At 44.1% G+C, this 24873-nt stretch carries 21 protein-coding genes; 1 reads left to right on the plus strand and 20 read right to left on the minus strand.

Annotation, left to right across the window (positions count from 1 at the left end; genetic code table 11):
* Positions 1 to 134 precede the first annotated feature (134 nt).
* The gene (locus ELZ47_RS08235) at positions 135 to 1706 is read right to left on the minus strand and encodes a DEAD/DEAH box helicase (protein WP_126435777.1); all 1572 of its coding nucleotides are present in this window, start codon (positions 1704 to 1706) and stop codon (positions 135 to 137) included.
* Between the two features lie 357 nt (positions 1707 to 2063).
* On the opposite strand from ELZ47_RS08235, the gene ELZ47_RS08250 reads away from it, so the two are divergent.
* On the plus strand, positions 2064 to 2414 hold the full coding sequence (locus tag ELZ47_RS08250) for a hypothetical protein (protein WP_126435779.1): 351 nt from the start codon (positions 2064 to 2066) through the stop codon (positions 2412 to 2414).
* A 79-nt stretch (positions 2415 to 2493) separates the two neighbouring features.
* Here the strand turns inward: ELZ47_RS08250 and icd are convergent, their stop codons facing one another.
* The 19 genes from icd to ELZ47_RS08355 form a co-directional block, all read right to left on the minus strand.
* A complete protein-coding gene (gene icd / locus ELZ47_RS08255; protein ID WP_126435780.1) occupies positions 2494 to 3690 on the minus strand; it encodes an NADP-dependent isocitrate dehydrogenase in 1197 nt (398 codons plus the stop codon).
* Position 3691: 1 nt separating this feature from the next.
* Positions 3692 to 4810, minus strand: a complete 1119-nt coding sequence (locus tag ELZ47_RS08260; RefSeq protein ID WP_126435781.1) for a citrate synthase — start codon at positions 4808 to 4810, stop codon at positions 3692 to 3694.
* Between the two features lie 2 nt (positions 4811 to 4812).
* On the minus strand, positions 4813 to 7476 hold the full coding sequence (acnA, locus tag ELZ47_RS08265) for an aconitate hydratase AcnA (RefSeq protein WP_126435782.1): 2664 nt from the start codon (positions 7474 to 7476) through the stop codon (positions 4813 to 4815).
* A gap of 211 nt (positions 7477 to 7687) precedes the next feature.
* Positions 7688 to 8596 carry a magnesium transporter CorA family protein gene (locus ELZ47_RS08270; protein WP_126435783.1) on the minus strand — a complete coding sequence of 303 codons (909 nt, stop codon included), beginning with the start codon at positions 8594 to 8596 and terminating at the stop codon, positions 7688 to 7690.
* 337 nt (positions 8597 to 8933) lie between these two features.
* Positions 8934 to 10478 (minus strand): peptide chain release factor 3, encoded by a 1545-nt coding sequence (locus ELZ47_RS08280; protein ID WP_126435785.1) that lies wholly within the window; start codon positions 10476 to 10478, stop codon positions 8934 to 8936.
* 553 nt (positions 10479 to 11031) lie between these two features.
* Complete coding sequence (locus tag ELZ47_RS08285; RefSeq protein ID WP_126435786.1) at positions 11032 to 11718, minus strand: TIGR02206 family membrane protein; 687 nt, start codon at positions 11716 to 11718, stop codon at positions 11032 to 11034.
* Positions 11719 to 11736: 18 nt separating this feature from the next.
* On the minus strand, positions 11737 to 12423 hold the full coding sequence (locus tag ELZ47_RS08290) for a TIGR02206 family membrane protein (protein WP_126435787.1): 687 nt from the start codon (positions 12421 to 12423) through the stop codon (positions 11737 to 11739).
* Positions 12424 to 12532: 109 nt separating this feature from the next.
* Positions 12533 to 13144: an NUDIX hydrolase gene (locus ELZ47_RS08295; RefSeq protein ID WP_126435788.1), complete on the minus strand. Its 612-nt coding sequence runs from the start codon at positions 13142 to 13144 to the stop codon at positions 12533 to 12535.
* Positions 13134 to 14504: a UDP-N-acetylmuramoyl-tripeptide--D-alanyl-D-alanine ligase gene (locus tag ELZ47_RS08300; RefSeq protein ID WP_126435789.1), complete on the minus strand. Its 1371-nt coding sequence runs from the start codon at positions 14502 to 14504 to the stop codon at positions 13134 to 13136. The genes ELZ47_RS08295 and ELZ47_RS08300 overlap by 11 nt, the downstream gene beginning before the upstream one ends.
* 75 nt (positions 14505 to 14579) lie before the next feature.
* On the minus strand, positions 14580 to 15626 hold the full coding sequence (locus ELZ47_RS08305) for a D-alanine--D-alanine ligase (RefSeq protein ID WP_164549597.1): 1047 nt from the start codon (positions 15624 to 15626) through the stop codon (positions 14580 to 14582).
* A gap of 218 nt (positions 15627 to 15844) precedes the next feature.
* The gene (gene recR / locus ELZ47_RS08310) at positions 15845 to 16441 is read right to left on the minus strand and encodes a recombination mediator RecR (protein WP_126435791.1); all 597 of its coding nucleotides are present in this window, start codon (positions 16439 to 16441) and stop codon (positions 15845 to 15847) included.
* Between the two features lie 103 nt (positions 16442 to 16544).
* Positions 16545 to 18611: a penicillin-binding protein PBP2B gene (gene pbp2b, locus ELZ47_RS08315; RefSeq protein ID WP_126435792.1), complete on the minus strand. Its 2067-nt coding sequence runs from the start codon at positions 18609 to 18611 to the stop codon at positions 16545 to 16547.
* Between the two features lie 208 nt (positions 18612 to 18819).
* Entirely contained in the window at positions 18820 to 19512 is a 693-nt protein-coding gene (locus tag ELZ47_RS08320; RefSeq protein WP_126435793.1) for a phosphoglycerate mutase, read from the minus strand.
* Positions 19513 to 19661: 149 nt separating this feature from the next.
* The gene (locus tag ELZ47_RS08325) at positions 19662 to 20405 is read right to left on the minus strand and encodes a hypothetical protein (protein WP_126435794.1); all 744 of its coding nucleotides are present in this window, start codon (positions 20403 to 20405) and stop codon (positions 19662 to 19664) included.
* 474 nt (positions 20406 to 20879) lie between these two features.
* On the minus strand, positions 20880 to 21323 hold the full coding sequence (locus tag ELZ47_RS08330) for a Fur family transcriptional regulator (RefSeq protein ID WP_126435795.1): 444 nt from the start codon (positions 21321 to 21323) through the stop codon (positions 20880 to 20882).
* Positions 21324 to 21527: 204 nt separating this feature from the next.
* Entirely contained in the window at positions 21528 to 21848 is a 321-nt protein-coding gene (locus ELZ47_RS08335) for a hypothetical protein (RefSeq protein ID WP_125330585.1), read from the minus strand.
* Between the two features lie 619 nt (positions 21849 to 22467).
* Entirely contained in the window at positions 22468 to 22743 is a 276-nt protein-coding gene (locus ELZ47_RS08340; RefSeq protein WP_002896125.1) for an HU family DNA-binding protein, read from the minus strand.
* A gap of 112 nt (positions 22744 to 22855) precedes the next feature.
* Entirely contained in the window at positions 22856 to 23689 is an 834-nt protein-coding gene (locus ELZ47_RS08345; protein ID WP_126435796.1) for a DegV family protein, read from the minus strand.
* A gap of 440 nt (positions 23690 to 24129) precedes the next feature.
* Positions 24130 to 24858, minus strand: a complete 729-nt coding sequence (locus ELZ47_RS08355) for a metallophosphoesterase (RefSeq protein ID WP_126435797.1) — start codon at positions 24856 to 24858, stop codon at positions 24130 to 24132.
* Between the last annotated feature and the right edge of the window lie 15 nt (positions 24859 to 24873).

Consider the following 24873-nt stretch of genomic DNA (forward strand, 5'->3'; position numbering starts at 1 on the left):
AGAAAACTACATTGACTCAGACTTATAGTTCTGTAGGACAGACGATAAGGGGAGCCATCAAACAAATAAAAAAGAGAGAACTTGCATTCTCTCTCGACGCTAAAATTGCCGCCAACTCCAGTTAGCTATCTGCCTTATTTATCACCCTTGTTACGGATGACAAAGCCGGTTTTCTTTTCGCTAGAAGTATTGCGTGGCTTCTTGTGGTCCTTGCGGTAGCGATTTTCTTTGTCAAAACGCTCGTCTTTGCGACCTTTCTTAAATTGATTGCGACGGCCGCCTCGGTCACGTCGGTTGTCATTGCTGCGACGGTTATTATTTCCGCCACGACTGCCCTTGCCTTTTCCGCCAAAGCCTCCGCCAGACGGTTTGAATGGCAATGGTTTTTCACGGGCAATTTCTACTTCAGGAAGGGCATCTGGATCCTGCACCGTCAGGCTGAGGATATACATAGCCAGCTCTTCTGGGCTGAATTCTGCTGCTAGCTTGCGGGCATCCTTGCCAAATTTCTCAAAGTTAGAACGGATGCTTTCGTCAGCAAAATCGCGTTCAATCTTCTTAAGGGCAACTTTTTTCTTAGCTTGGAAAGCTTCCTCTGCAGTCGCTGGCTTAAGGCCTTTCATACGCTTCTTGGTCAGATTTTCGATAACCTGCAGATAGCCCATTTCATTTGGCGCTACGAAAGTGATAGACTGACCTGACTTACCGGCACGACCTGTCCGGCCAATCCGGTGAACATAGCTTTCTGGATCCTGCGGAATATCATAGTTGTAGACGTGGGTCACACCAGAAATGTCCAAGCCACGCGCGGCTACATCTGTCGCCACCAAGACATCCAAATTGCCGTTTTTAAAGTCGCGCAGAACGCGGAGACGCTTGCCTTGGTCCAAATCACCATGGATACCCTCTGCTCGGAAACCGCGTATTTTCAGGCCACGAGTCAGCTCATCCACTCGGCGCTTGGTCCGACCAAAGACGATAGACAGCTCTGGCTGCTCCACGTCCATCAGGCGGGTCATGGTATCAAATTTTTCATTTTCTTTGACACGGATATAATACTGATCTACCAGCTCCGTCGTCAGCTCTTTAGCAGCAATCTTGACATGCTCAGGCTCCTTCATGAACTTGACACCGATACGCTTGATAGCATCCGGCATGGTCGCTGAAAAGAGCAAGGTCTGACGTTCTTCTGGTACACGGGAAATGATAGACTCAATATCTTCCAAAAAGCCCATGTTAAGCATTTCATCCGCTTCGTCCAAGATTAAGGTTTCAATCTGATTCAGCTTAAGCGCCTTGCGTTTGATCAAATCCAAGAGACGGCCAGGTGTTCCTACGACGATATGGGCACCTGATTTGAGGGCCTTTATTTGCTTTTCGATGCTGGAGCCACCGTAGACAGAACGCACCTTGACACCCTTGCTGCGGCCAAAACGGAAAAGCTCTTCCTGACTCTGCACAGCCAATTCACGGGTCGGAGCGATAATCAATGCCTGCACAGCAGGATTATCTGTATCAATCTTCTCCAAAGTTGGGAAGCCAAAGGCTGCTGTCTTTCCTGTCCCTGTCTGAGCCTGACCAATGACATCCTTACCTGCCATAGCAAGTGGAATCGTCTGCTCTTGAATAGGGCTTGCTTCTACAAAGCCAGCTTTTTCAATCTCTGCTAGTAATTCAGCAGATAAATGTAATTCATTAAATTTCAATGTTCTTCTTCTTTCTAAAGGCGGTGCGAAGCCACCTTATAAGGCTTTTGATACTCACCTATCGAAACATGCCAAGTTCTTTTCCCTTGCTAAATCTCGATTTTCTGAGAGTATTCGCTCTTCTCTTCATAAATATGGGCTCTCAAGTCCAGGCACTAAAAAAGCGCCGACTCGGTCGCTAGCTCCCACTGAATAGAAAAACTGTATTTCTGCAACTAATCTAGTATACCACAAAAGAGCCTAAAAAGATAGGACTTGCCTGTAAAATATTTTATTAGAGCTTTCTTTTGTAAAAAATGAAAACTTGAAAATCACTTTCAAAAACATTATAATCTACAAAGAAGAAAGGAGACAGGTATGAATAAATTTTTACGAGTGGCTTTCATTTTACTGATCTTAGCTATGCTGGGCGCGGCTATGATCCAGATTTTCCAGCCCCAGCTCTTGGGCAATGAGTCCATCTATGGTCTAGCTCCCTACTGGCAACGGGAAATTGGTTTCTGGAATCTGGCTATTCTACCTTTAGTCATTGCAGCCAACATAAAGTATGATTGGTTCTATCTGCGTATGACCTTGCTAGCACTGATTCTGGGTGGGCTGGGCTTTGGCACCAACCATCTGCTAGGCTATCTGGAAAAGGCCAATCAAGCAAACTTTCTGGGCTGGATTGAAAATTATCTGCTAGTCTTCTGCTGGATCATCGGCTGAGGACTGGAATATCGAAAAAGACAAAAAAGTGATGAAGAGATTGTCTAGATAGGCAGATTCTTCACCGCTTTTTTCTTCATTATGGATACTTCTCTATATTAGCCAGCAGCTCCTCAGCAAATTGACTAGTAGTCAAAGCTGCTACTCCTTCCAGCTGACTGGCAAAATCACCTGTCACTTTTTGCTCAAAGAGAGCCTTCTCAATGGCCTTAGTCAGGAGATGAGAGACATCCGACCAACCAATGTAATCAAAGAGCATGGCCCCTGATAAGAGAAGAGAACAAGGATTAGCCCTATTTTGACCCGCTATATCTGGCGCCGTTCCATGAGTTGCTTCAAAAATAGCATGACCAGTCTCGTAATTGATATTGGCCCCTGGTGCAATACCGATTCCTCCCACCTGAGCAGCTAAGGCATCGCTGGCATAGTCACCATTTAGATTGGTCAAGGCGACAACATCAAATTTCTCTGGATAGAGCAAAATCTGCTGCAAAAAGTTATCAGCAATGACATCCTGGATGATTAGTTTTTCAGAAGCTAGATCGTCCGCATACTCTCTTTGAGCTAGTTCATAGCCCCATTTCCGAAAACCGCCCTCTGTAAATTTCTGGATATTGCCCTTGTGGACCAGAGTTACCCGGCTCAGACCTTTGGCTAGTGCATAGTCAATAGCCGCTCGTATCAGCCGCTCGCTTCCTTGCTTAGAGATAGGCTTAATCCCAATAGCAGAGCTTTCTGGAAAGCGAATCTTGTCAACCTGCATATCCTCCTGCAGGAAATCGATAACTTTTTTGACTGCATCCGTTCCACTCTCCCACTCAATCCCTGCATAGATGTCTTCTGTATTTTCCCGAAAAATCGTGATGTCAGTCTTCTCTGGGTGCTTGAGCGGACTGGGAACTCCCTTGAAATAACGAACCGGCCGCAGACAAGCATAGAGATCCAATTCCTGTCTCAGGGCCACATTCAAGGAACGAATCCCTTCTCCGACTGGGGTTTCTAGCGGGCCCTTAATGGCCACTAGATGGCTCTTAATCGTTGTCAGCGTTTCATCCGGCAGCCAGTCACCCGTCAGGTCTGCTGCTTTTTTCCCAGCCAAAACTTCCTTCCAAACAACCTTTTTCTGGCCACCATAAGCCTTTTCTACTGCCTTATCAAAGACTAGCTGGGCATTTTTCCAGATATCAACCCCAATCCCGTCACCTTGGATGTAAGGAATAATAGGAGCATCCGGCACTTGCAACCGCCCTTTCTCAAACAAAATCTTATCTGCCATTTTATCTCCTTCCTATGGGAAGATACTCCAAACCTTGAGCACCAATATAGTTAGAACGCGGCCGAATCAGCTTATTGTTCTTGCGCTGTTCCTGAATATGGGCAATCCAGCCAGCCACCCGACTCATAGCAAAAATCAGGGTGTAAATACTGCTGTCAATGCCCAATACATGGTAAACCGTAGCCGAATAGAAATCGACATTCGGTATCAGGTGCTTGGTATGCTTCATATAGGCTTCAATTTCCTCTGAAAGCTGATACCAGACCTCGTCCTTGGTTCCCTGTGTCAAGTCCTTAGCCATTTGACGCAGGTATTTTTCACGCGGATCTTGAGTCTTGTAAACTCGATGACCAAAGCCCATAATCTTCTCATGAGAGGCCAACTTGCGGTCTAGGTTGGCCTGGCAATCCCCTTCCTCTCTGATCTCTTTCAGCATATCAAAGACACATTCATTAGCACCGCCATGAAGGGAGCCCTTGAGTGCTCCAACTGCTGCTGTCACGCAGGAATAAATATCAGTCAAGGTTGAGGCGCAGACTCGAGCCGCAAAGGTTGAAGCATTGAGTTCATGGTCGGCATGGAGCACCAAGGCACAGTTGAAAGCTTTGACTTCAAGCTCACTCGCCTCTTTCCCTTTGAGCATATAGAGGAAATTAGCCGCGAATCCCAAATCATCTCTAGGCTCTATTGGAGTCTGACCCGACCTCAGTCTGGCAAAAGCCGCAATAATGGTCGGCATCTTTGCCATAAGCTGGATGCTCTGCTCATAGGTCGCTTCTAGAGACGCTTCCTCAGCATGGACATTATAAACACCCAAAAGACTGACCGTTGAGCGCAAGACACTCATGGGATGAAGGTGCTTGCGGGACTGGATGAGAATACACTGCTCCACCGCATCGCTAATGGCATAATTAGCTCGCAAATCTTCTTCAAAATGCTTGAGCTCAATCTGAGTCGGCAAATGCAAATGCCACAGCAGATAAATTACCTCTTCAAAACTTGCATGGTGCTCTACTAATTCAGAAATATTGTAGCCCGCATAAGACAAAGAATCATCCACAATCTGGCTAATTCTGGTATCACAGGCAATGGTATCTTTCAAACCGTCCGTCCGACTCATGCTCACACCTCCTCTAATTTCTTTCTAACGACCATGGGTAAAATTCCTCCATTTTCGTAGTAACGGATATCCGCCTCTGCATCAAAACGCAGCCGAGCTTTAAAAGCTATTTCTTCAGCACCTTTTCGAGCTACTACATCAACTAGCTGACCAACTTGCGGGTCCTGTGGCAGATTGATGTCGAAAGTCTCTTTGCCTGTTAAACCCAGACTAGCCGCATTTTCACCCTCTAGATACTGCAGAGGAAGAATACCCATCATGACCAGATTAGACCGGTGGATACGCTCAAAACTCTCTGCCAGCACCACCTTGACACCCAAAAGATTTGCTCCCTTAGCTGCCCAATCACGGCTGGACCCCATACCATAGTCTTTGCCAGCTAGGACAATGGTATCAATTTGCTCTTCCTTGTAGCGCATGGCCGCCTCATAAATAGACAGCAACTCTCCTTTATAATCTGTGTAACCACCAATTTTCCCATCCGCCAATTCATTTTTAATCCGAATATTGGCAAAAGTCCCCCGCATCATGACCTCATGATTCCCCCGACGGCTGCCATAGGAATTAAACTCTTGGTAATCCACTCCGTGCTCCATTAAATAGGAAGCTGCTGGGCTGTTTCTGGCAATATTTCCTGCTGGGGAGATATGGTCTGTCGTGACCGTATCCCCAAATTTTGCCAGCACAGCAAGATTTTTCAGTGGCTGAATGGCTAAATCATCAGCCAAGCCATCAAAGTAAGGTGGATTTTGAATATAGGTCGAAGCCTGGTTCCACTGATAATTTTGAGAAGAGGCTGTCGGAATCTGATTCCATTTTTCATTATCGTCAAACACATGGGCATATTCTTTTTCAAAAAGCTGGTGCGTCACATATTTTTGAACATAGTCTGCAACCAAGTCGTGCTCCGGCATCAAATCCATCAAATAAACTGGCTGCCCCTTTTGATCATAACCCAAGGGCTCACTGGTCAGATCAATATTGGTATTTCCAGCCAGAGCATAGGCGACCACCAAGGGCGGACTAGCTAGGAAATTAGCCTTGACTAATGGATTAATCCGTCCTTCAAAATTCCGATTTCCTGAAAGAACAGCACTAGCTACCAAGTCAGTATCCGTAATCGCCTGAGCCACTTCCGGTCGGAGATCGCCTGAATTTCCAATACAAGTAGTGCAGCCATAGCCAACAAGATTGAAACCAAGCTGATCCAGATAGGTCTGAAGACCGCTCTTCTTGAGATAGCCTGTGACCACCTTGCTGCCAGGAGCCAAAGAAGTCTTGACAGTCTTTGAAACCCGTAAGCCTTTTTCTACTGCTTTCTTGGCCAAAAGCCCCGCCGCCATCAGGACATAGGGATTAGATGTATTGGTACAGCTAGTAATGGCCGCGATAGCCACATGACCGGTCTTAATCGTCTCCTCGTGGTCAGAAAATTGGACCACTGCAGACTTTTCCAGCTCGCTCTCATCTAATCCAAAGCCTCGGACCCCCGCTTCCCTGACTAGACTAGCTTGAAATTCTTCTTTAGCAGCTGTTAGTTCAATCAAATCTTGGGGCCGCTTGGGTCCTGAGATGCTCGGCACAATGCTGGACAAATCAATTTCGACTACCTTGGTATAGTTCGGCTCAACCTTTTCATTATAGAAGAGGTGATTTTTTTGAGCATAGAGACGGGTCAGCTCGATATGATCTTCTGATCGATTAGTCAGGCGCATATAATTGAGCGTTTCCTCATCTATCGGAAAATAACCACAGGTAGCTCCGTATTCTGGAGCCATATTAGCCACCGTTGCTCGGTCAGCCAGACTTAGATTAGACAAACCAGGCCCAAAGAACTCGACAAATTTACCAACAACATTTTCCTGCCGCAAGATTTGCGTGACCTTTAAAGCCAAATCCGTCGCTGTCGCAATCTTAGGCAGCTTGCCCAAGAGACGAACACCAATCACCTCAGGAACTGGGAAATAAGAAGCCTCACCTAGCATGGCAGCCTCAGCCTCAATCCCACCGACTCCCCAGCCCAGAACACCGATCCCATTAATCATGGTCGTATGACTGTCCGTTCCAAACATGCTGTCCGGATAGAGTTGGCCATCCTTTTCAATGATGACATCACTGAGAAACTCGATATTGACCTGATGGATAATTCCTGTAGCCGGAGGAACTGCCCGATAATTATCAAATGATTTTTCTGCCCACTTGAGAAATTCGTAGCGCTCATTATTGCGGACAAATTCCTGGGTCATATTGGCCTCTAGAGCTGTGTCACAGCCATAAAAGTCCACCTGAACACTGTGATCAATAACTAAATCAACCGGAATTTCTGGATTAATCAGATCCGCCCGACCACCCTGACCGACAATGGCATCGCGCATACTAGCCAAATCTACTACGACAGGAACACCCGTAAAATCCTGGAGAATAACTCGGCTTGGTTTAAAAGGAACTTCTCCACTTGGTGATTTAGCTTGATAATGCATCAAAGACCTAATGTTATCTTTTGTTACGTCAATACCATCTTCCTTACGAAGAACACTTTCTAATAATATGCGAATAGAATAAGGAAGTCCTTCTATATCTCCTCCTAGTAGAGCTGAAGCTTTCCCAAGTTCTGTGTATTGGTATATTTTGCCTTTATAATTTAAATCGCTTAGGTATTCTGCCATATTTCTACCCCTCACTTATTTTAAATTGTTTTATATTATACTTTATTATGAAATTTTATGCAATAAAAATTATAATTTTTATGTTATATTTTATAACATAAAATAACAGTTTTTTAAATATAGGCAAACTGTACTAATGATTATTTTTCCCAAGCACGAAAAAACAAGCACCATTCTCGGTACTTGTTATAGTAAAAATAATTTCAAATTCTTACTTCTTATTGGCCAGCCATTTAAGAAGCTTAGTCAGGAGTCCCCAGATGATTAGACTAATAACAACAATATAAATCCAGGCATTTTTATCATTAGACAAAGGCAGAGGAACATTCATACCAAAGAAACCAGTGATAACTGCAAGCACTGCCAGAAGGACCGAAATAATGGTCAAAACCGTCAAATTATCATTCAGATTGTTGTTCAGGATGTTATTGTAGGAGCCAGAAAGCTGGCTGAGAACTTGAGCAATCAGATCAGTCATCGAAACGAGCTGACGAGCTTCAATCATGGCATCCTCAAACTGCTCGGTTTCTAACTCATCAAAACGGCGGTAAATGCCGTGGCTTTTGATATGTTCTAGGAGCATATGATTCTGCTTTGCAGCTGCAAGCAGGTAGACCATAGATGTTTCCAAGTCGGACAGAGCAAAAAGATGCTTTTTGGTAGTTGTCTGACGCAGGAGAGCATTAATCTCATCCTTGCGCTTGTCCATCCGCTCAACGACTGGATAGTAAGAATTGGAGACCAACTCCAGACTAGCGAAGAGAAACTTATAGACCGATACTGGCTCATGATGCTCGGTATAGGCTTTCATCATGTCCACAACATAGGCATTGTCTTGGTTACTAATAGTGATGAGCCGCCTCTGCTGCACCACAAAGGTCATGGGAATCGTCTCATAATGTTCCTTATCTGTCGCTAGATTAAGGACATTGTAGATAAAGACAACTGTTCCATTCTCACGATTGTAGTCCATGTGAGCCCGCTCGTTCTTATCGAGTGCATACTCGATGGTCTCTTTATCAATTTCATAATCCTGATAAATCCGGGCATTCTTTTTGAAACTATCTGAGTCAATGTTGATCCAGACAGATTGATCTTTTAATTTTCTTTCCAGAAACATGGAGCTCCTTTCTATGAGGTAGAATGATTCTCTAATAAACTAGCACCAAACTTCATAAACTCTTCCTGCAAGTAAATATGCGATGTCGAAGCACAAAACCAATCAAATTAACTACTTCGCCTGATGAAATTAGTCAAGTAGCTAGCAAGGGTCCAACAGAGCTCAGCGTTAATAACTTTAGTTTGTTATACAATCATAACAATCCCATTCACTACGACACGAAGAGGCGAAAACGATTATTTTTTCGCCGATGAGTTAGTAAGGCAGTTAGCTAGTCCGTACAATAGCGGCTAGCGTCCAACGATTAGGAACTTTAGTTCCAATTGTTGGTACTGAGTTACATCTTCTCTTCCAATTTAACATCCGGATACTTGTCCGCGAACCAGCGTAGGGCGAAGTCATTCTCAAAGAGGAAGACAGGCTGGTCAAAGCGGTCTTTGGCTAGGATATTACGGCTAGAAGACATACGCTCGTCCAGGTCATCTGGCGAAATCCAACGGACGGTCTTTTTGCCCATAGGATTCATAACCACTTCAGCATTGTATTCATTTTCCATACGGTGCTTGAAGACCTCAAACTGGAGCTGACCAACAGCCCCCAGCATGTACTCACCAGTCTGGTAATTAGTATACAGCTGAATAGCTCCCTCTTGCACCAGCTGCTCAATGCCCTTATGGAAGGACTTTTGCTTCATAACATTCTTGGCCGAAACCTTCATGAAAATCTCTGGAGTAAAGGTTGGCAGAGGCTCAAATTCAAATTTATTTTTTCCAACGGTCAGGGTATCACCGACCTGATAAGTCCCAGTATCGTAAACCCCGATAATATCTCCAGCCACGGCATTGGTCACATTTTCCCGACTTTCAGCCATAAACTGAGTGACATTAGACAGTTTGGCAGACTTACCTGTGCGAGGCAGGTTAACACTCATGCCACGCTCAAACTCACCGGACACAATACGGACAAAGGCGATACGGTCTCGGTGGCGCGGGTCCATATTGGCCTGAATTTTAAAGACAAAGCCTGAAAAATCTGGGCTGAGTGGCTCAACTACCTCGCCATCTGTCTTCTTATGGCCATGCGGTTCTGGGGCAAACTTGAGGAAGGTTTCCAGAAAAGTCTGGACGCCAAAGTTGGTCAGGGCTGAACCAAAGAAAATAGGAGTCAGCTTACCGTCCAAAATGGCTTCTTCTGAAAATTCATTCCCAGCTTCACTCAAGAGTTCAATATCTTCCTTGACCTGCTCATAGAAAGGATTGGAAGCAAAAAGCTGGTCGCCTTCTGCCAGAGTTGCAAAGCGCTCCTCACCCTTATAAAGTTCCAGACGCTCATTGTAGAGGTCATAAAGACCTTCAAAGCTCTTCCCCATGCCAATCGGCCAATTCATCGGGTAGCTAGCAATGCCCAAAATCTCTTCCAGTTCTTCCAACAAATCTAAAGGCTCGCGACCATCACGGTCCAGCTTATTCATAAAGGTAAAGACTGGAATATTCCGGTGCTTGACAACCTCAAAGAGCTTCTTGGTCTGAGCCTCAATACCCTTGGCCGAGTCAATAACCATGACCGCAGCATCCACTGCCATCAAGGTCCGGTAAGTATCTTCGGAGAAGTCCTCGTGCCCTGGCGTATCCAGGATATTGACCCGCTTGCCATCGTAGTCAAACTGCATGACAGAGGAAGTCACTGAAATCCCCCGCTGCTTCTCAATATCCATCCAGTCCGACTTGGCAAAGTTACCAGTTTTTTTCCCCTTGACTGTCCCAGCCTCACGAATCTCGCCCCCGAAGTAGAGCAACTGCTCTGTGATGGTCGTTTTCCCCGCGTCCGGGTGGGAGATAATGGCAAAGGTCCGGCGTTTCTTAATTTCTTCTTGTAAAGTCATCTTCTTCTCTTTCTTTCATTTAGGATAATGGTGAATGTTAGTAGAACTTTTTTTATTTTACATCGGAGTATTTCAATCCTTTCAACCTACCTATTATAGCGGATTTAGAGCTTTTTTTCAATTATCTTAGAAAGATAAAAAATCGCCCTTCCGAGCGATTCTATTCTCCTATGTCAATAAAATTTCCTTTAAAATCTGACAATGACACTGTTAAGGAGGAAAATTGCAAAGATGAAAATTGAAATCAGTAAATAGAGCAGGCGTTTTTTCTGGTTTCCAGTTCTTCTTTCTCTTCAGCTGTCATGGAAAAAATGGCTTTATTCCGTTTCAAGAGATAGAGGTTCAAGCCTTCTCCCCTTTGTCCGCCCGCCTTAAGAAAGCCCAAAATTTGGGGTGTTTTATTCCGTCAACAGAAGCGTCTAGTTGAACTAGCTTAAAGATTTGATAGACAAACCGTCCATTTGTTACTAGAAGCAAAGCAAGTCATAATTAAGCTTTCTAATTAAAAAAACCTGCCACATTAACTTGACAGGACTTGTAAACTTGAGATGAATTAACTTCGGACCAGACTTAACTGCTTTTTCCACCGTTTCTTAAACAAGATATCAAAAAGAACCAGTGCCAGAGAAAGGATGACCGACACAAGAAGGTACTTTATCCATAGAGGGGCATCAGGGATAAAAGGCGGACTTTTTAGCAAACCGTAATTACCTCCTGTCACTTGGTTAACGCCGACTAGGAAAAGATTGAGGCCAAAGGTGTAAGCTACAATCATGTATTTCTTGAGCAGGCTCTTGTCGTAGTGATTCATCAGATAAATCAAGGAATTAACCAAAAGGGCATAGTGGCCAATCAAGAAAGAAAAGCTGGTAATATGCGGGAAATCATAGGGATCAAAAACTGGGTAGCCCAAGGCAAAGACCGCTCCGCTGGCTCCTAAAAGAGCAAAATACTGCTTACTGCGCCATTTGTCTGGCAGAAAGACCACCGCAAACATAGCCAGGCGGCAATGATAAAAAGGTAAGCTATTGGTAAAGGGAATCCGAAAACCAAAATACCAGCTATAAAGCATCAGCAGCTGGACAATCTGAATCCACTTAAAAGCCTTGACAAAACGCGGATTATCATGGTATTTGAGCGAGCTCCAAATAGACAGCAAGACCAGAGCAATCATCGCAGCATACCATAAAATCGAGATAGGCGGTGCCACCGTTTTTGTCGTTGTTAAAAAGTCTTTCATAAATCCTCCATGAGATAATTAAGTTAGCGAAACTGTCTTGGTCTGCTCCACGCGCTTAAAAATTTCAGAAACCAAGCAAACTGCTGCACTTAAGACGATTGAGACAAGCAGATAATTGAGCAAGAGCCCGTGATTGCCAACAAGCGGCGGATCTGTAAGAAATCCATAAGAACCCTTTGTCAACATATTGATAACAAGCAAAAAAGCATTCATCATAAAGGTCGTCCACACCACTCGCTGCCAGCTCATAGAGAAAGTATGATAATATCTGAAAAGATAAATCAAACAATTTCCCAAGAGCGCTAAATGGCCAATGATAAAGGACAAAATAGTGATATGGGGAAAAGGGTAGGGATCGAAAATCGGATAAATGAAAGCTACAATCGAGCCAAAAGTCCCCAAAAGTGCAAAATAAAATTTATACACTGAGCGATTAGGCAGAAACATCAAGGCAAACATAGCCATTCTGCAATGATAAAAAGGCAGACTCTCAGACAAAGGGGCAGCAGTCAGCATATACCAAGAGTAGAGGCCTATCAGCTGAAAAGCTTGCATCCCAACAAATAACCGCTGGTAAGGCTTCCGATTGTAGTAGCGATAGGAAAGCCAGATAATCGCAAAGACCAGCCCCAAAAGAACAAAATACCAAAGTCCCAGTTGAGGCGGTTCGGTTTTATAGGTTGTAAACATATCTCTTATTCCCATCTCCTAGGCTCCTATTCTAATATAAGTTTTGAACAAGGCTGAGTTTGCCTGTTGTTGCAATAATTTCTAGCTTTTCCAGACAAAAAGCATCCCCCAGAAACTTACTTCACTAATCCAAATACTGTTCTCTATCTCCTTGATAAATCTCCCAAAGGATTTCCAACTGTTCTTTTGTCGTCCGCTTAGAAGATAATTCTGGTAAAGATTGGATATCAAAGAAGGCTAACTCTTCTATTTCTGTATTAGGCTGAAAGTTTCCATCCTCTATCTGACACTCGAAGACCAGTTTAGCATATTGCTTACTCTGAAATTGAAATTTATTAGTATCAAAAATTGCAAGCAGACGAGAAACTGAAACATTAAATCCCGTTTCTTCTTGGACTTCCTTGACGATATTTTCCTTAGGAGATAGGCCGACTTCACAAAAGCCGCCAGGTAAAGCCCAAGTTTTCTCATTTTTACCCTTGACTAAACAGACTTTTCCGTCTCGAACCAGTACAGCTCGGACATCAATCAAAGGAGTGGAATAAAAATCCGTTGGGCGCAACAGCTCTGCCAATTCTTTCCCATCCAAATCTGACCAATCAGCCAGGAGGTGTCCCAAAAGCTGACGTAGTTCTAAGTAACGCTCTCGATCAAATTCATCACGAGTAAATGCCAGTCCTGTCTCTGTAATAGAAAGGAGACGTTGAATGATTTTTGCAGTTTCTTTAGTTTCCATCTTCTAAGTCCTCTACCAGCTTAGCCAGATTCATGGAATTGCTGCCTTTGAGAAGAATTTGGTCAGTAGGAGTCAGCTTCTCTCTGACAGCTTTAGTCAGCTGTTCAAACTGGTCTTTCTCGTCATTTTTGATAAAGTAATGCACCTTGCCTGGCGGGTAGATTTCCTTGGCATAGTCATAGAGGGATTCCATATCCTGTCCATAGAGGAAAAGGTCGGTCACAATTTCTGGATTGAGGCTGGTAATCATCGAGCCGTGCATGGACTTAGAGTCCGCTCCCAGCTCTTTCATATCCGCCAGCACCGCCAATTTTCGTCCGCCTGGATTGGCCGGAATGGTCGAGAAAGTCTCAAGAATCAAGCGCATGGCTGTTGGATTGGCATTGTAGACATCCGATAGGATATCCGCGCCATTAGCAGCTTTCTTCCACTCCGTTCGATTGCGGGTCAGCTCCAGCTCAGAAAAGGCTTGAGCAATAGCCGCCTCAGATACACCCTCCTGCAGAGCCGCATAAGCTGCAATCATGGCGTTGGTTGCATTATACTTGCCGGTCACAGGCAGGTCGATCCTTTGCTCTAAAAAGTTACATTCAAAGCTCAAGCTGTCCTTGCGCTCTTCCAGACGCGTCAGGAAGATATCCGCATCAGGACCAAAGCGAACCAGTTTGCAGTCTGCTGGCAGAAATTCATTGACAATCTTATCCGCCGGCACGATCAAGAGACCATCTTTTCTGAGGCCATCCGCAATCTGCATCTTGCCTTGGGCAATCTCAGCTCGACTGCCGAAAAATTCCAGATGGGCTTCTCCGACCAGAGTTACAATGCCTGTCTTAGGTTTGGCAAGTTCAGACAGGAGATGGATATCACCCAAGTGATCCTGCCCCATTTCTAAGACAAGTTTCTCTGTGTCCTCAGGCATGTGAAGAACCGTATAAGGCAGACCGATTTCATTGTTGTAATTGCCCTGGGTCTTATAGGTCTTGTAGCTGGTTGCTAGTAGCTGGGCCAACATATCCTTAGTTGTCGTTTTACCATTGGAACCTGTCACCGCCAGCACATCCACCTGCATCTTTTCCAGATAATACTGGGCCAAGCGCTGAAAGGCTGTCAGGACATCATCGACCAAGAGATAAGCCCCCTCTGCCACTGGACGCTCAGATAGGGTAGCGGCAGCTCCCTGAGCAAAGGCTGTTGGGATAAAGTCATGGCCGTCACGCGCCCCCTTGAGTGGCACAAAAAGATCACCCGACTCAATCAAGCGGCTGTCAAACTCCGCATTTCTAAGCGCAACATTTTCAAACTGAGTCACATCATTTTTCGCAGATAGGACTTCTGCGATTTCATATAAATCTAATTTCATACTTCTTCCTCGTTTTTCGGTTTGCTCGCAAAAAGAAAGGACCGAAAATTTTCAGCCCCTCTATTATATCATATTTTAGAGAAGATGCGCCTCTCTCTTAGCAAATGCCTCTTCAGCTAGGCCAACTAGCTTCTCAATCAAGTCAGGATAGGCCAGCCCCATATTTTCCCAAAGCAGTGGATACATGGACCACTGGGTAAAACCTGGCATGGTATTCAGCTCATTAAGGAAGACCTGACCATCTTCTGTATAGAAGAAATCACAGCGGGACAGTCCTAGACCTCCCAGAGCTCGGAAAGCGGTCTCTGCATTTTGACGCATCAGGCTCACCACTTCTTCTGGAATCTTGGCCGGAATATCCATAGTAATTTTATTATCAATGTATTTGGCTTCGTAGTCATAGAAAGCCACGTCCTTGACCACCTCTCCAGGCAGGGTACTCTTGACGTCAACATTGCCTAGAAGCCCAACCTCAATCTCCCGAGCTGTCACTCCCTGCTCAACCAGTACCCGGCTGTCGTATTTGAAAGCCAGGTCCAGAGAAGCACGCAGTTCTGCTTGGTTCTCCGATTTAGAAATGCCGACACTGGAGCCCATATTGGAAGGTTTGGTGAAGACGGGATAGGTCAATTTCTCCTCGATTTCCTGGATTTTTTGCTCTAGATCCTCACCATCGACCAGCGCCACATAAGGCACTTGGGCGATGCCTGCTGATTCCAGCACTCGCTTGGTCGTGATTTTATCCATAGCTAGGCTAGAAGATAAAATATTACAGCCGACATAAGGCATTTTGAGTACTTCAAGGAAACCTTGAATAGAACCATCTTCGCCCATGGGACCATGCAGGACTGGAAAGACTACTGCTCCATCTTCGTAAATATCGCTGGGCTTGATCTTCCGAGACATATCCACTGTGGCATTAGTCATCAGCTTCTCATCAGCCGCTGGCTTTGCTTCAAATTCCTGAGTTTGGATAAAATCTCCCTCCTTGGTGATGAAGTAAGTTTTCACCGAGAATCTATCATAATTGACAGCCCGCATGACGCTCTCAGCTGATAAAACCGAAACTTCCCGCTCTGCACTGCGCCCGCCATACAATAAAATCAATCTTTGTTTTGCCATGATTTTTCCTATCATTTTCTAAAAATAGTACAATTTACAAAAGCTGCCAGCTCGAAATAAAACAACCTAAAAAGCTTGGTTTTACACCTACCTAGCTAGTCGATTCTTCTAAGCAAGAGTTTCTGTATCAGTCCGTTTTAGTATATCACAATTCCCAGCATTTTTGAACAGAAAAAAGGACTCTTCCAGCCAGCTAGAGCCAGAAAAATCCTTGATGTTTATAATTCCGTCCGATTTTCGATAGCGCGAATCAGCGTAACCTCGTCCGCATACTCAATATCGGAGCCAACTGCCAAACCACGCGCTAGGCGAGTCACCTTAATCCCAGCCGGTTTCAAGACCCGTGAGATATACATGGAAGTCGCTTCGCCATCTGCTGTCGCATTCGTCGCGACGATAACCTCCGTCACCTCACTATCCATCAGACGAGTGATTAGACTTTTGAGATTGATATCGTCTGGTCCAATACCGTTCATAGGCGAAATCAAGCCATGCAGGACATGATAAAGTCCGTGGTATTCCTGGATATTTTCCATGGCAGACACATCCCGGCTGTCCTCAACAATCAAAATAGTCGATTGATCGCGCGACTGGTCTTGACAGATAGCACAAGGGTCTTCGTCCGTCAAGTTGCCGCAGACAGAGCAGTAGCTCAGCTCGCGCTTAGCAGCCAGCAGATTTTTAGCAAATTCATTGACATCATCATCGCTCATGCTAATAGTGTAAAAAGCCAGTCGAGTGGCTGTTTTGATGCCAATGCCGGGCAGCTTTGAAAAACTGTCAATCAGCTTGGCGATAGGTGTTGGGTAAAGCATAAAATCCTTTCTCTATTCTCAAAAAATCTCCTCAAACCAGATTGCTCTACTTGAGCACTGACTGCATTAGCTTTCTCCGTTTGCTGAGGATTTTCATTGAGCACTAATTCATAGGGTGTTGTTGATTGTAAAGATTGATAATATCGCGAGTGATACTGTGGCTGACAGTAGAAGATAGGTTCGTATTGTGAGGGAACACCACCGCCACCGCAATCTGCGGCTTCTCACTCGGTGCATAGGACACGACATTGGTATTGATGGCTTCTTTCTTGCCCTTGTCCACAAAGGTCTCAGCCGTACCAGTCTTGGCACTGATTGGCACGCTCTCTCCCTGAGAAATAGTCCGGCCAGTCGTAAAGCCACTGCTGCCATGAACCACTTGATAGAAGCCTTGCTTGATAATGCTCATATCCTCGTCAGAGATATTGACCTGGTTCAGCTCCTTGGTATCAATTTTCTGCACCAAATCACCCAGTCCTCCTTGGTCACTGTTGCCGTAAATGCCTTCAACGATATGCGGAGCCACACGCTTGCCATTATTAGCTACTGTTGAGGCATACTGGGCCAACTGAAGCGTCGTATAGTTGTCAAACTGTCCGAAAGAATTGGTCAAATAGTTGGCAAAAGTAAACTTGTCTGGAAGATAGCCTGTGGACTCATTTGGCAGGTCAATCCCTGTTGAAGTACCCAGACCATACTCTGCAAAAGTCGACCGCAGCTTTTTCATGGACGGATCCAGCTCATCAAAATCCAGCTTCATATCCGCTGAGTACGGCGTCCCCATCATCTTCAGCGCTACCTGCACCATGTAGGTATTGGAAGAGTATTCCAAAGCCTCTTGGGCTGTGATAGCACGCGAACCATACTGGGTAAACCAAGAAGTGATACTGTCCGTACCGCCAAAGCTAATCGGCTGGTCTGTCAGGACTTGGTTGCCGCTAATGGCATTATTCTCCCAGCCTGAGGTCAAAGTGGCAGCCTTGACTACAGATCCTGGAACAAAGACATTGGTCATGGTCCCTAAAGCATCGACTGAGCTTTCTCCTGTTTCCAGATCATGCCGGATGCCTGCCATGGCTAAAACGGCGCCGGTATTGGGATCCATAGCTACGGCATAAACGCCCTCAGAGTAAGTTGCATTGCCACTAGCCAACTCTGCATTAAAGGCATTTTTGAGAATGTCCTCCACTCCCTGCTGGAAGCTTAAATCCACCGTCAGCTTGAGATTGTCGCCCTTACTGCCGTCAGAGATATTTTCCACGCTCTCCATATTACCATTTTTGTCAAGATGAATCTCCTTCTCAGCTCGCTTGCCTTGCAGGACTGACTCATACTGCTTTTCCAGATAGGAGGTCCCCACCCGGTCATTGAGGGAGTAACCTTTTTTCAGGTAATCTTCCACTTCTTCAGCCGGAAGTCCAGTCTTTTCTGTCGAGATATTACCCACGATAGAAGCTAGCGAGGTATCCAAGACCTTGCGGTCCCAACCCGTTGAGACACTGATACCTGGCAACTCTTTGCTGCTAGAAGCCAGTACAGCCACCTGCTCTGTTGTCAGCGGATCTGTCTGGATGGTCCCCGTCGCAAAGTTGGAAATTGCATTCATCTGACTAAAGAGAACGATGGCCTTCTTTTCCTCATCCGTATAACCCAGCTGTTTAGGGTCAATGCTCTCAGCTGCCGCCTTATAGATTTTGGACTCAGGCAGGCGGTTGCCGTCTGTATCAAATTTCTTGTCCTTGGGCAGCTTTTCCACTACTTCCTGATAGACTGCGCTGTCCGCCAAATAATAATCCACCTCTTGACGGTCTGTCACCTCTGTATCGCTGACACTGACATAGGTCAGGAGCTTTTGAGCTGTCGCTCGAATCTCTCCAGCCGTCAGCCGGTTATCCCGTGTATAGGTCACCACCTGCTTGGTCGTATTTTCCACCAAGGGCTTGCCGGTAGCATCATAAATCTGCCCACGCACTGAGCTAGTGGTAATCTTAGTCTTGCTGGCCTTGGCCAACTTATCCGTATAAAAGTCCTGATTGACCACCTGCATATAACCCAGACGAGCAATCAAGGCTAAAAACAAAAACATCACGATTCCAAACAGCAGATAAAGCCTTCTGGTGATGGAATGACTGTCAAATTTTCTCTTCTTCCTTGCCATCTTCTCTCTCATTCTAGTAAAAGTTCTGACCTTTATTTTACCACAAATCCAGCTCGATGAATGTTTCAAAACTGATAGAAAATCTGAAAATATGGACGAGTTAAGAGGAAGTCTGCCAAACTACTGAACCTAAAAGACTTCCGGCTAGGCTTCTAACAATCCTTGTCCTTCCTCTCTGGAAAAGCAAAGAACCTGAGAATAATCCCAGATTCCTTTAAGCTTATTTTCCAAGGTAGTATTCTTTTACTACATTCAATTTTTCGTCAAATTCGAATACCAATGGTGGGAAGTTTGGAATTTCCACATCCATGATTTCATCGTCAGACAATTGTTTGATGTGCTTCACAAGGGCACGAATTGAGTTACCGTGTGCACCTACAAAGACATTTTTGCCATCTTTCAAAGCTGGAGCAATCTTGTCTTCCCAGAATGGAAGGGCACGCTCAAGCGTAACTTTCAAGTTTTCAGCATCCGGAATGACAGAGTCGTCAAGAGAAGCATAACGACGGTCAGTGTGTGCTGAGTGCTCATCATCGCGATCCATATTTGGAGGCAATACATCGTATGAACGACGCCAGATATGCACTTGCTCATCACCAAATTGCTCAGCTGCTTCTGCCTTATTTTTACCAGTCAGGCCACCATAGTGACGCTCGTTCAAACGCCATGATTTTTCAACTGGTATCCAAAGCTGATCAGCCGCTTCCAAAGCAAGGTTAGTTGTCTTAATCGCACGCTTCAAGACTGAAGTGTAAGCTTGGTCAAACTCGATACCAGCTTCTTTAATTAGTTTACCAGCGTCGATTGCTTGCTGAGTACCTTTTTCAGACAAGTCAACATCAGCCCAACCAGTGAAAAGGTTCGCTTTGTTCCATTCAGACTCACCGTGGCGAGCAAAAACTAATTTTACCATTAGATGGATTCTCCTTTTATTTTCCGAGGCAGTCCCCGTTTATCTATTCTATTTTACAAAATTTTCGCCTAAAAAGCTAGCCTATTTCGTCAAATCAGACCTTTTTCAGCAAGAAAGCGCTTTTGTATTTCCGAGCAGAAACCTTTGCTTTAACACCCGCCAGATAGATAAACCTCGTTGGCTTCCTTGAGCCACCAAGTCCGCCGCCTATCTATCAACTGATAAATAAGCAGTAAGCCAGACACAATCCAGATAGAGATCATATTGACAAAGATGAAAAGTTCTACACCTTTAGCATGCTGGGCGGGAGTTAGCTGGCTATGTTTACCTATAAAGACATCTCCTTCAACCCCATAAATCTTTGGCATAATAATATTAATGAAGCAAATAACAGCGATAAAAGTAACAAGACGAACAGGCCAAGAATAAAGGATTTTATGAAAACGCTCAAATCCTAAAGAAAAAGTAGAGAAACGTTTAAAGCGTTCTTTGCCCATAAAAAAGATGAATAAAGGAATATAACCTTCATAAGTGAAGCTAATCATTGTAGGCGTATGACGGCTAGCAATGAAAAAGCTAGAAAAGCCGTAATCTCCAGTGGTTAAAATCCAATGGCTTAAAAATTCTGGAAGAAAAATAGCTGGTATCACAAACAGAGCTGCTGAAAATTCCCTTCCGAATCTTACACTCCATACTCGCTGCATCTTCTCCCGTATCAGGTGCAGACGTGCTTTGTCCGCGCCTTTCTTAGGAAAATTCTCTTTTATGAGTCCGCCGCAAGAAGGACAAATGGGATAGCCCGCTTCCTCTTCAAAGAGAAGATGTCGGCATTCAAAAAAAGGAGATTCTTCGCCGTCTGGCAATTCATCGAGCCATTTCTTTCTCCAAAACATAAGACCTCCTAAAAATCTAACCTACCCACAAAGTAATAACCCTTAAAGATTTCAATACTACAGACTTATGACGAATTTACCTATATTGTAAATCCTTCAGAACTCTTTGAATCTCTTTGTACAAGGTTTTATTCTGGTTTCATTATATCAAAAGAGAATTCACCTGTAAAATAATAGCATAAGTATATAAGGGGTTGTACTTGAAATATCTGATCTTGCTAAGTGCTGTACTTGACTAGGTATCAACGTCTCTAAGCTCAGATGATATCCTTGTCCTGCGAACATGCCTTGCTAAAACACATAGAAAAAAGCTAAGAGACATAAGTTCTAGCCTTTCTTTTTAATTAGAAATAGAATCTTGACGCAGTAGCCGATGGCTCAAAGTACTGCTTTGAAATTGCAGATAGAAATTGCAAAGCGAGTCACAACTTTGTTCGTCTTTAGGCTCCAAAAAGCTCCTAATCATCCTCGCAGTCACACCGCCTCTTGCTGGCATTGGGGACATAGGCCATAGACAGTCGTCTGGCTTTGGGTGATGTGGTAGCCAGTCTGCACTTCAGCCTCATGCTTCACATCCGGAAGTTCCAGCTCCATATCAGCGATACGGCCGCATTTTTCACAGATGACATTGAGATGCTGAGGGCCCATAAAGTCAAAGTAGGTCGTCGTATCATTGCGAACCTTGAGCTCAGCGACAAAACCCTCATCAATCAGAACCTTGAGATTATTATAGACTGTTGCCAGACTCATATTAGGAAAATTGGACTTCAAGTCCTGATATATCATTTCAGCGCTAGGATGGTCATGACTTTGGATAATATAGTCAATTACCGCCTTCCGCGTTTCTGTAATGCGCACACCCTTGGCGCGCAAATGGCCAATTACTTGGTCAAAGTCATGCTGATGTTCTTGTTTCATTATTTACTCCGTTATAGCCTCTTATCTAAGTCATTACCATTATACCATGACTAGGCTTACTTGGCTATTAAGAATGATTGTAAATAAGCTAAAAAGAAAAAAGCAGGACAGAACTAACCAAAGTTCACCATCCTGCTTCTGCATGATTGCTTATCCATTTAAGGCAATGCAAGCTTTAAACTAGTATTTTTTTCAATCCTCGCTCTATGCTTGGAATCTCTTCAAGCTTGCTAAATAAAGGGAACCACCTATGATAGAAAGAATAGCACCAATCCAGCCCAAGAAGTCATTAAAGGTAAAAATTCCACCTACAATCATCAAGATAGAGCCTGCTGATCCCACACGATTGTCATCCTTATAGTAGACAATACCAGCAATTACCAAAGCTAGGATTGCAATTTTCAGGATGTCAAATACACCTAGCATAAAATAAATAACCCAAATGAAGAAAGGCCACAAAAGTAGAATAATACCACCAATAAGTCCAACAAGTCCATTTACGAGTGCCAATGTTTTTGTCTTCATCAACAGTCTCCTTTGTATAATTTTTTACTAAAATAGTTTACCGTATTTGCTAGAAAAATACAAGCCCATTTTTAATTTTATGAAAAGTTCAAGCATTTGACTGCTTATAATGCTTATCTTTCCTTGAAAAATAAAAAGCCTGCTATTCCAACAAAAGTTGACATAACAGACTTCTCATATATTCTAGATTTTCAAAGCTTTTTACTGAAGCTTAGTCTTAATCACGCTGACGTTTGGTCAAGCCAACTGCTCCTCCAAGGCAGACAATGTCTGCATGGGGAATAGAAAGATTGAAAAAGCACGAAAAACAATCCCATCAGCAAGCGAATTTTGCTGCCATAAGGATTAACAGGACGCAGTGAGCCCTGAAGTGATTTCAATTTCATTTCTTACCTCCTAAACTTTTTATTTCACGTCTTTAAATATGTTTGTCCTTTATCATTCTCTTTTGTTTAGAGACAAATTTCTTCACTTTACTGCAAAATAAAAACTCCAAGAAAGTTCATCAATCAACTTTCTCGAAGCACCTAAATCTCTTATTAAGCTCAAGAAATGAGAGCAAAAAGAAAAACCTGACATACTCGCCAGAGGCAAGTGTATCAGGCTTTATTAACCAAAATTATTTTACAGCGTCTTTAAGAGCTTTACCTGCTTTGAAAGCTGGTACTTTAGAAGCTGCGATTTTGATTTCTTTACCAGTTTGTGGGTTGCGACCTTTACGTGCTGCACGCTCACGAACTTCAAAGTTACCAAAACCGATAAGTTGAACTTTTTCACCTTTTGAAAGGTACTCAGTTACAGCTGCAAATACAGCATCAACTGCTGCTGCTGAATCTTTTTTAGTCAATTCTGTAGCTTCTGCTACTTTTGCGATCAAATCTTGTTTGTTAGCCATTTAACAAATCCTCCAAATTTTTTCTGGGTTGATAACCCTAACAAATATTATCATATCTAAAAATAGCTTTCAGGTCAAGTACTAAGCCGCTATTTTCTAAATTATTATGGTTTTATTCGTAACGAATCAGCACAGCCCAAGCATTTTCCCCTGTATGTGTCTGAATAATAGACCCCGTTTCCAGCACTGAAATAGGTTTCTTGACATACGGCTGTAAACTTTCCTTCATTTCCTGGGCCAGTTCAGGACCGCCAGCATAGGAAATTCCAATTTCAGCCACTTGCTTGTTTTGCAGACTTGCTGTCAAATCATCCAACCATTTTTTAAAGGTCTTAGCGCCCCTCCCCTTGACAATGGGATCCAGCTGATGATCCTTCATTTGCATAATAACCCGAATATTAAGCAAGGAGCTAATCAGACCGGAAACTCGACCTATACGGCCTCCTTTAACCAGATTTTCTAAGGTAGAGAGGCCGATGTAGAGTTCCGTCTTTTCCTTCACTTCCTCGATTTTAGTCAGAATCTCCTCTAGACTAGCTCCTTCTTTGGCCAGTTTAGCTGCTTCGGTGACTTGGAACTTCATAGCCTGATCAGTGAAAGAACTATCAACAACCGTCACATCCGCATTAGCCAAAGTCGCTCCCTGACGGGCAGCTTCGACAGTTCCTGACAAGGCATGAGACATGTGAATGGAGATAATCTGCGCTCCATCCTCTGCCAAATGCTCAAAAACATCAGCAAAGACTCCGACAGGCGGCTGGCTGGTTTTAGGAAGATTGCGACTAGACTGCATGAGACGAAGAAACTCACCTTCCTCTAGGTCTGCATCCGAATAGACCACCCCGTCCACCATAACAGAGAGAGGCACAATTGTAATGTCTAATTCCTTAGCAACCTCTGGTTCAATGGTTACAGATGAGTCTGTTACGATTTTTATTTTTGTCATAGATTTCCTACTCTATATCTAAATTTTAACTTGTTATTACACTACATTATACCAAATTTTTATGGTTTTGTGGGGGAATATTCGCTAAAATCATAGCCCGGTCCAAGCGTTTCCTAAATTTAATCTGCTTGTTTTAGTTTTTTAATCTTTTTGCGCTTCTTTAAAATTAGATGAAAAAGTGTTTACACACAACTTTTTTAGCTTTATTGGGGAAAATTTTAGGAAAAAGCTGGTTTTCAAAGAGAATCTCAGCAAAAAAAGAGAGTGGGACAGAAATCGGTAATTCGTTAGAATTCGATTTCGTCGTCCCACCTCCGCACAGTTGAGTAGGGCTGTAAAAGCTGATGAAATCAGCGTAGTAGAGCCCACTCAGCCACTGCGTCTTGCTCGACAATCCAAAGACAATTGAGAGGCTAGGACTTTTGTCCCAGCCTCTTTTTTCAGTCTTCAGCTACCAAACCATCATTTTTTATGGCATACCGCTCTATGATGCCATTATGACCAAAGACAACTCCGTGGAGGACTCCGCCATAAACAGCTCCGCCATCCATACCAATCTTGCCATCCTCAGTCATCCATAGCTGATTAGTTCCCGGTGCCTTATGCAAGAGGTAAAATGTTGGTGTATGGCCAAAGACAATCGTTTTGCCAGTCTGATTGCTGCCTTCGTGAAAAGGCGCGCGAATCCAAACTTTTTGATAATCACTGGTCTCTCGCCAGTCTTTCCGCTCCAAATCTAGGCCAGCATGGACAAAAATGTACTGCTCTGTCTCCAATAGGAAAGGCATCTGACGAATAAAATCTACTAAATCTGCCGCCTCCGTCTTGACACGTTCCGCGTCCGCTACTCCATCTACAGGAGCATTGAGAGGTCGGCCTAAAAGCGAATTAATCGTCGTATCTCCGCCATTACGTCGGTAGTGGTCATAAGACTTTTCAGGATTGTCCAGCCAGGTTAGAAACATATACTCATGATTGCCAGAAAGACAGATAGCTCCTTTCTGATCCACTAAATCCTTGACCCGCTCCAAAACTGCTCGGCTGTCCTCGCCACGATCTATCAAGTCCCCTAGAAAGACTAGTTGGCTGCGACCATCCCAGCGTTGGAGCAATTCATCAAGCATACCAGCCTTACCATGGACATCACCAATTGCAAAATATTCTGTCATACGCGCCACCTTCTA

Origin of the sequence: Streptococcus sanguinis, assembly GCF_900635155.1 — a bacterium.
In the GTDB taxonomy this organism is placed as follows: domain Bacteria; phylum Bacillota; class Bacilli; order Lactobacillales; family Streptococcaceae; genus Streptococcus; species Streptococcus sanguinis_G.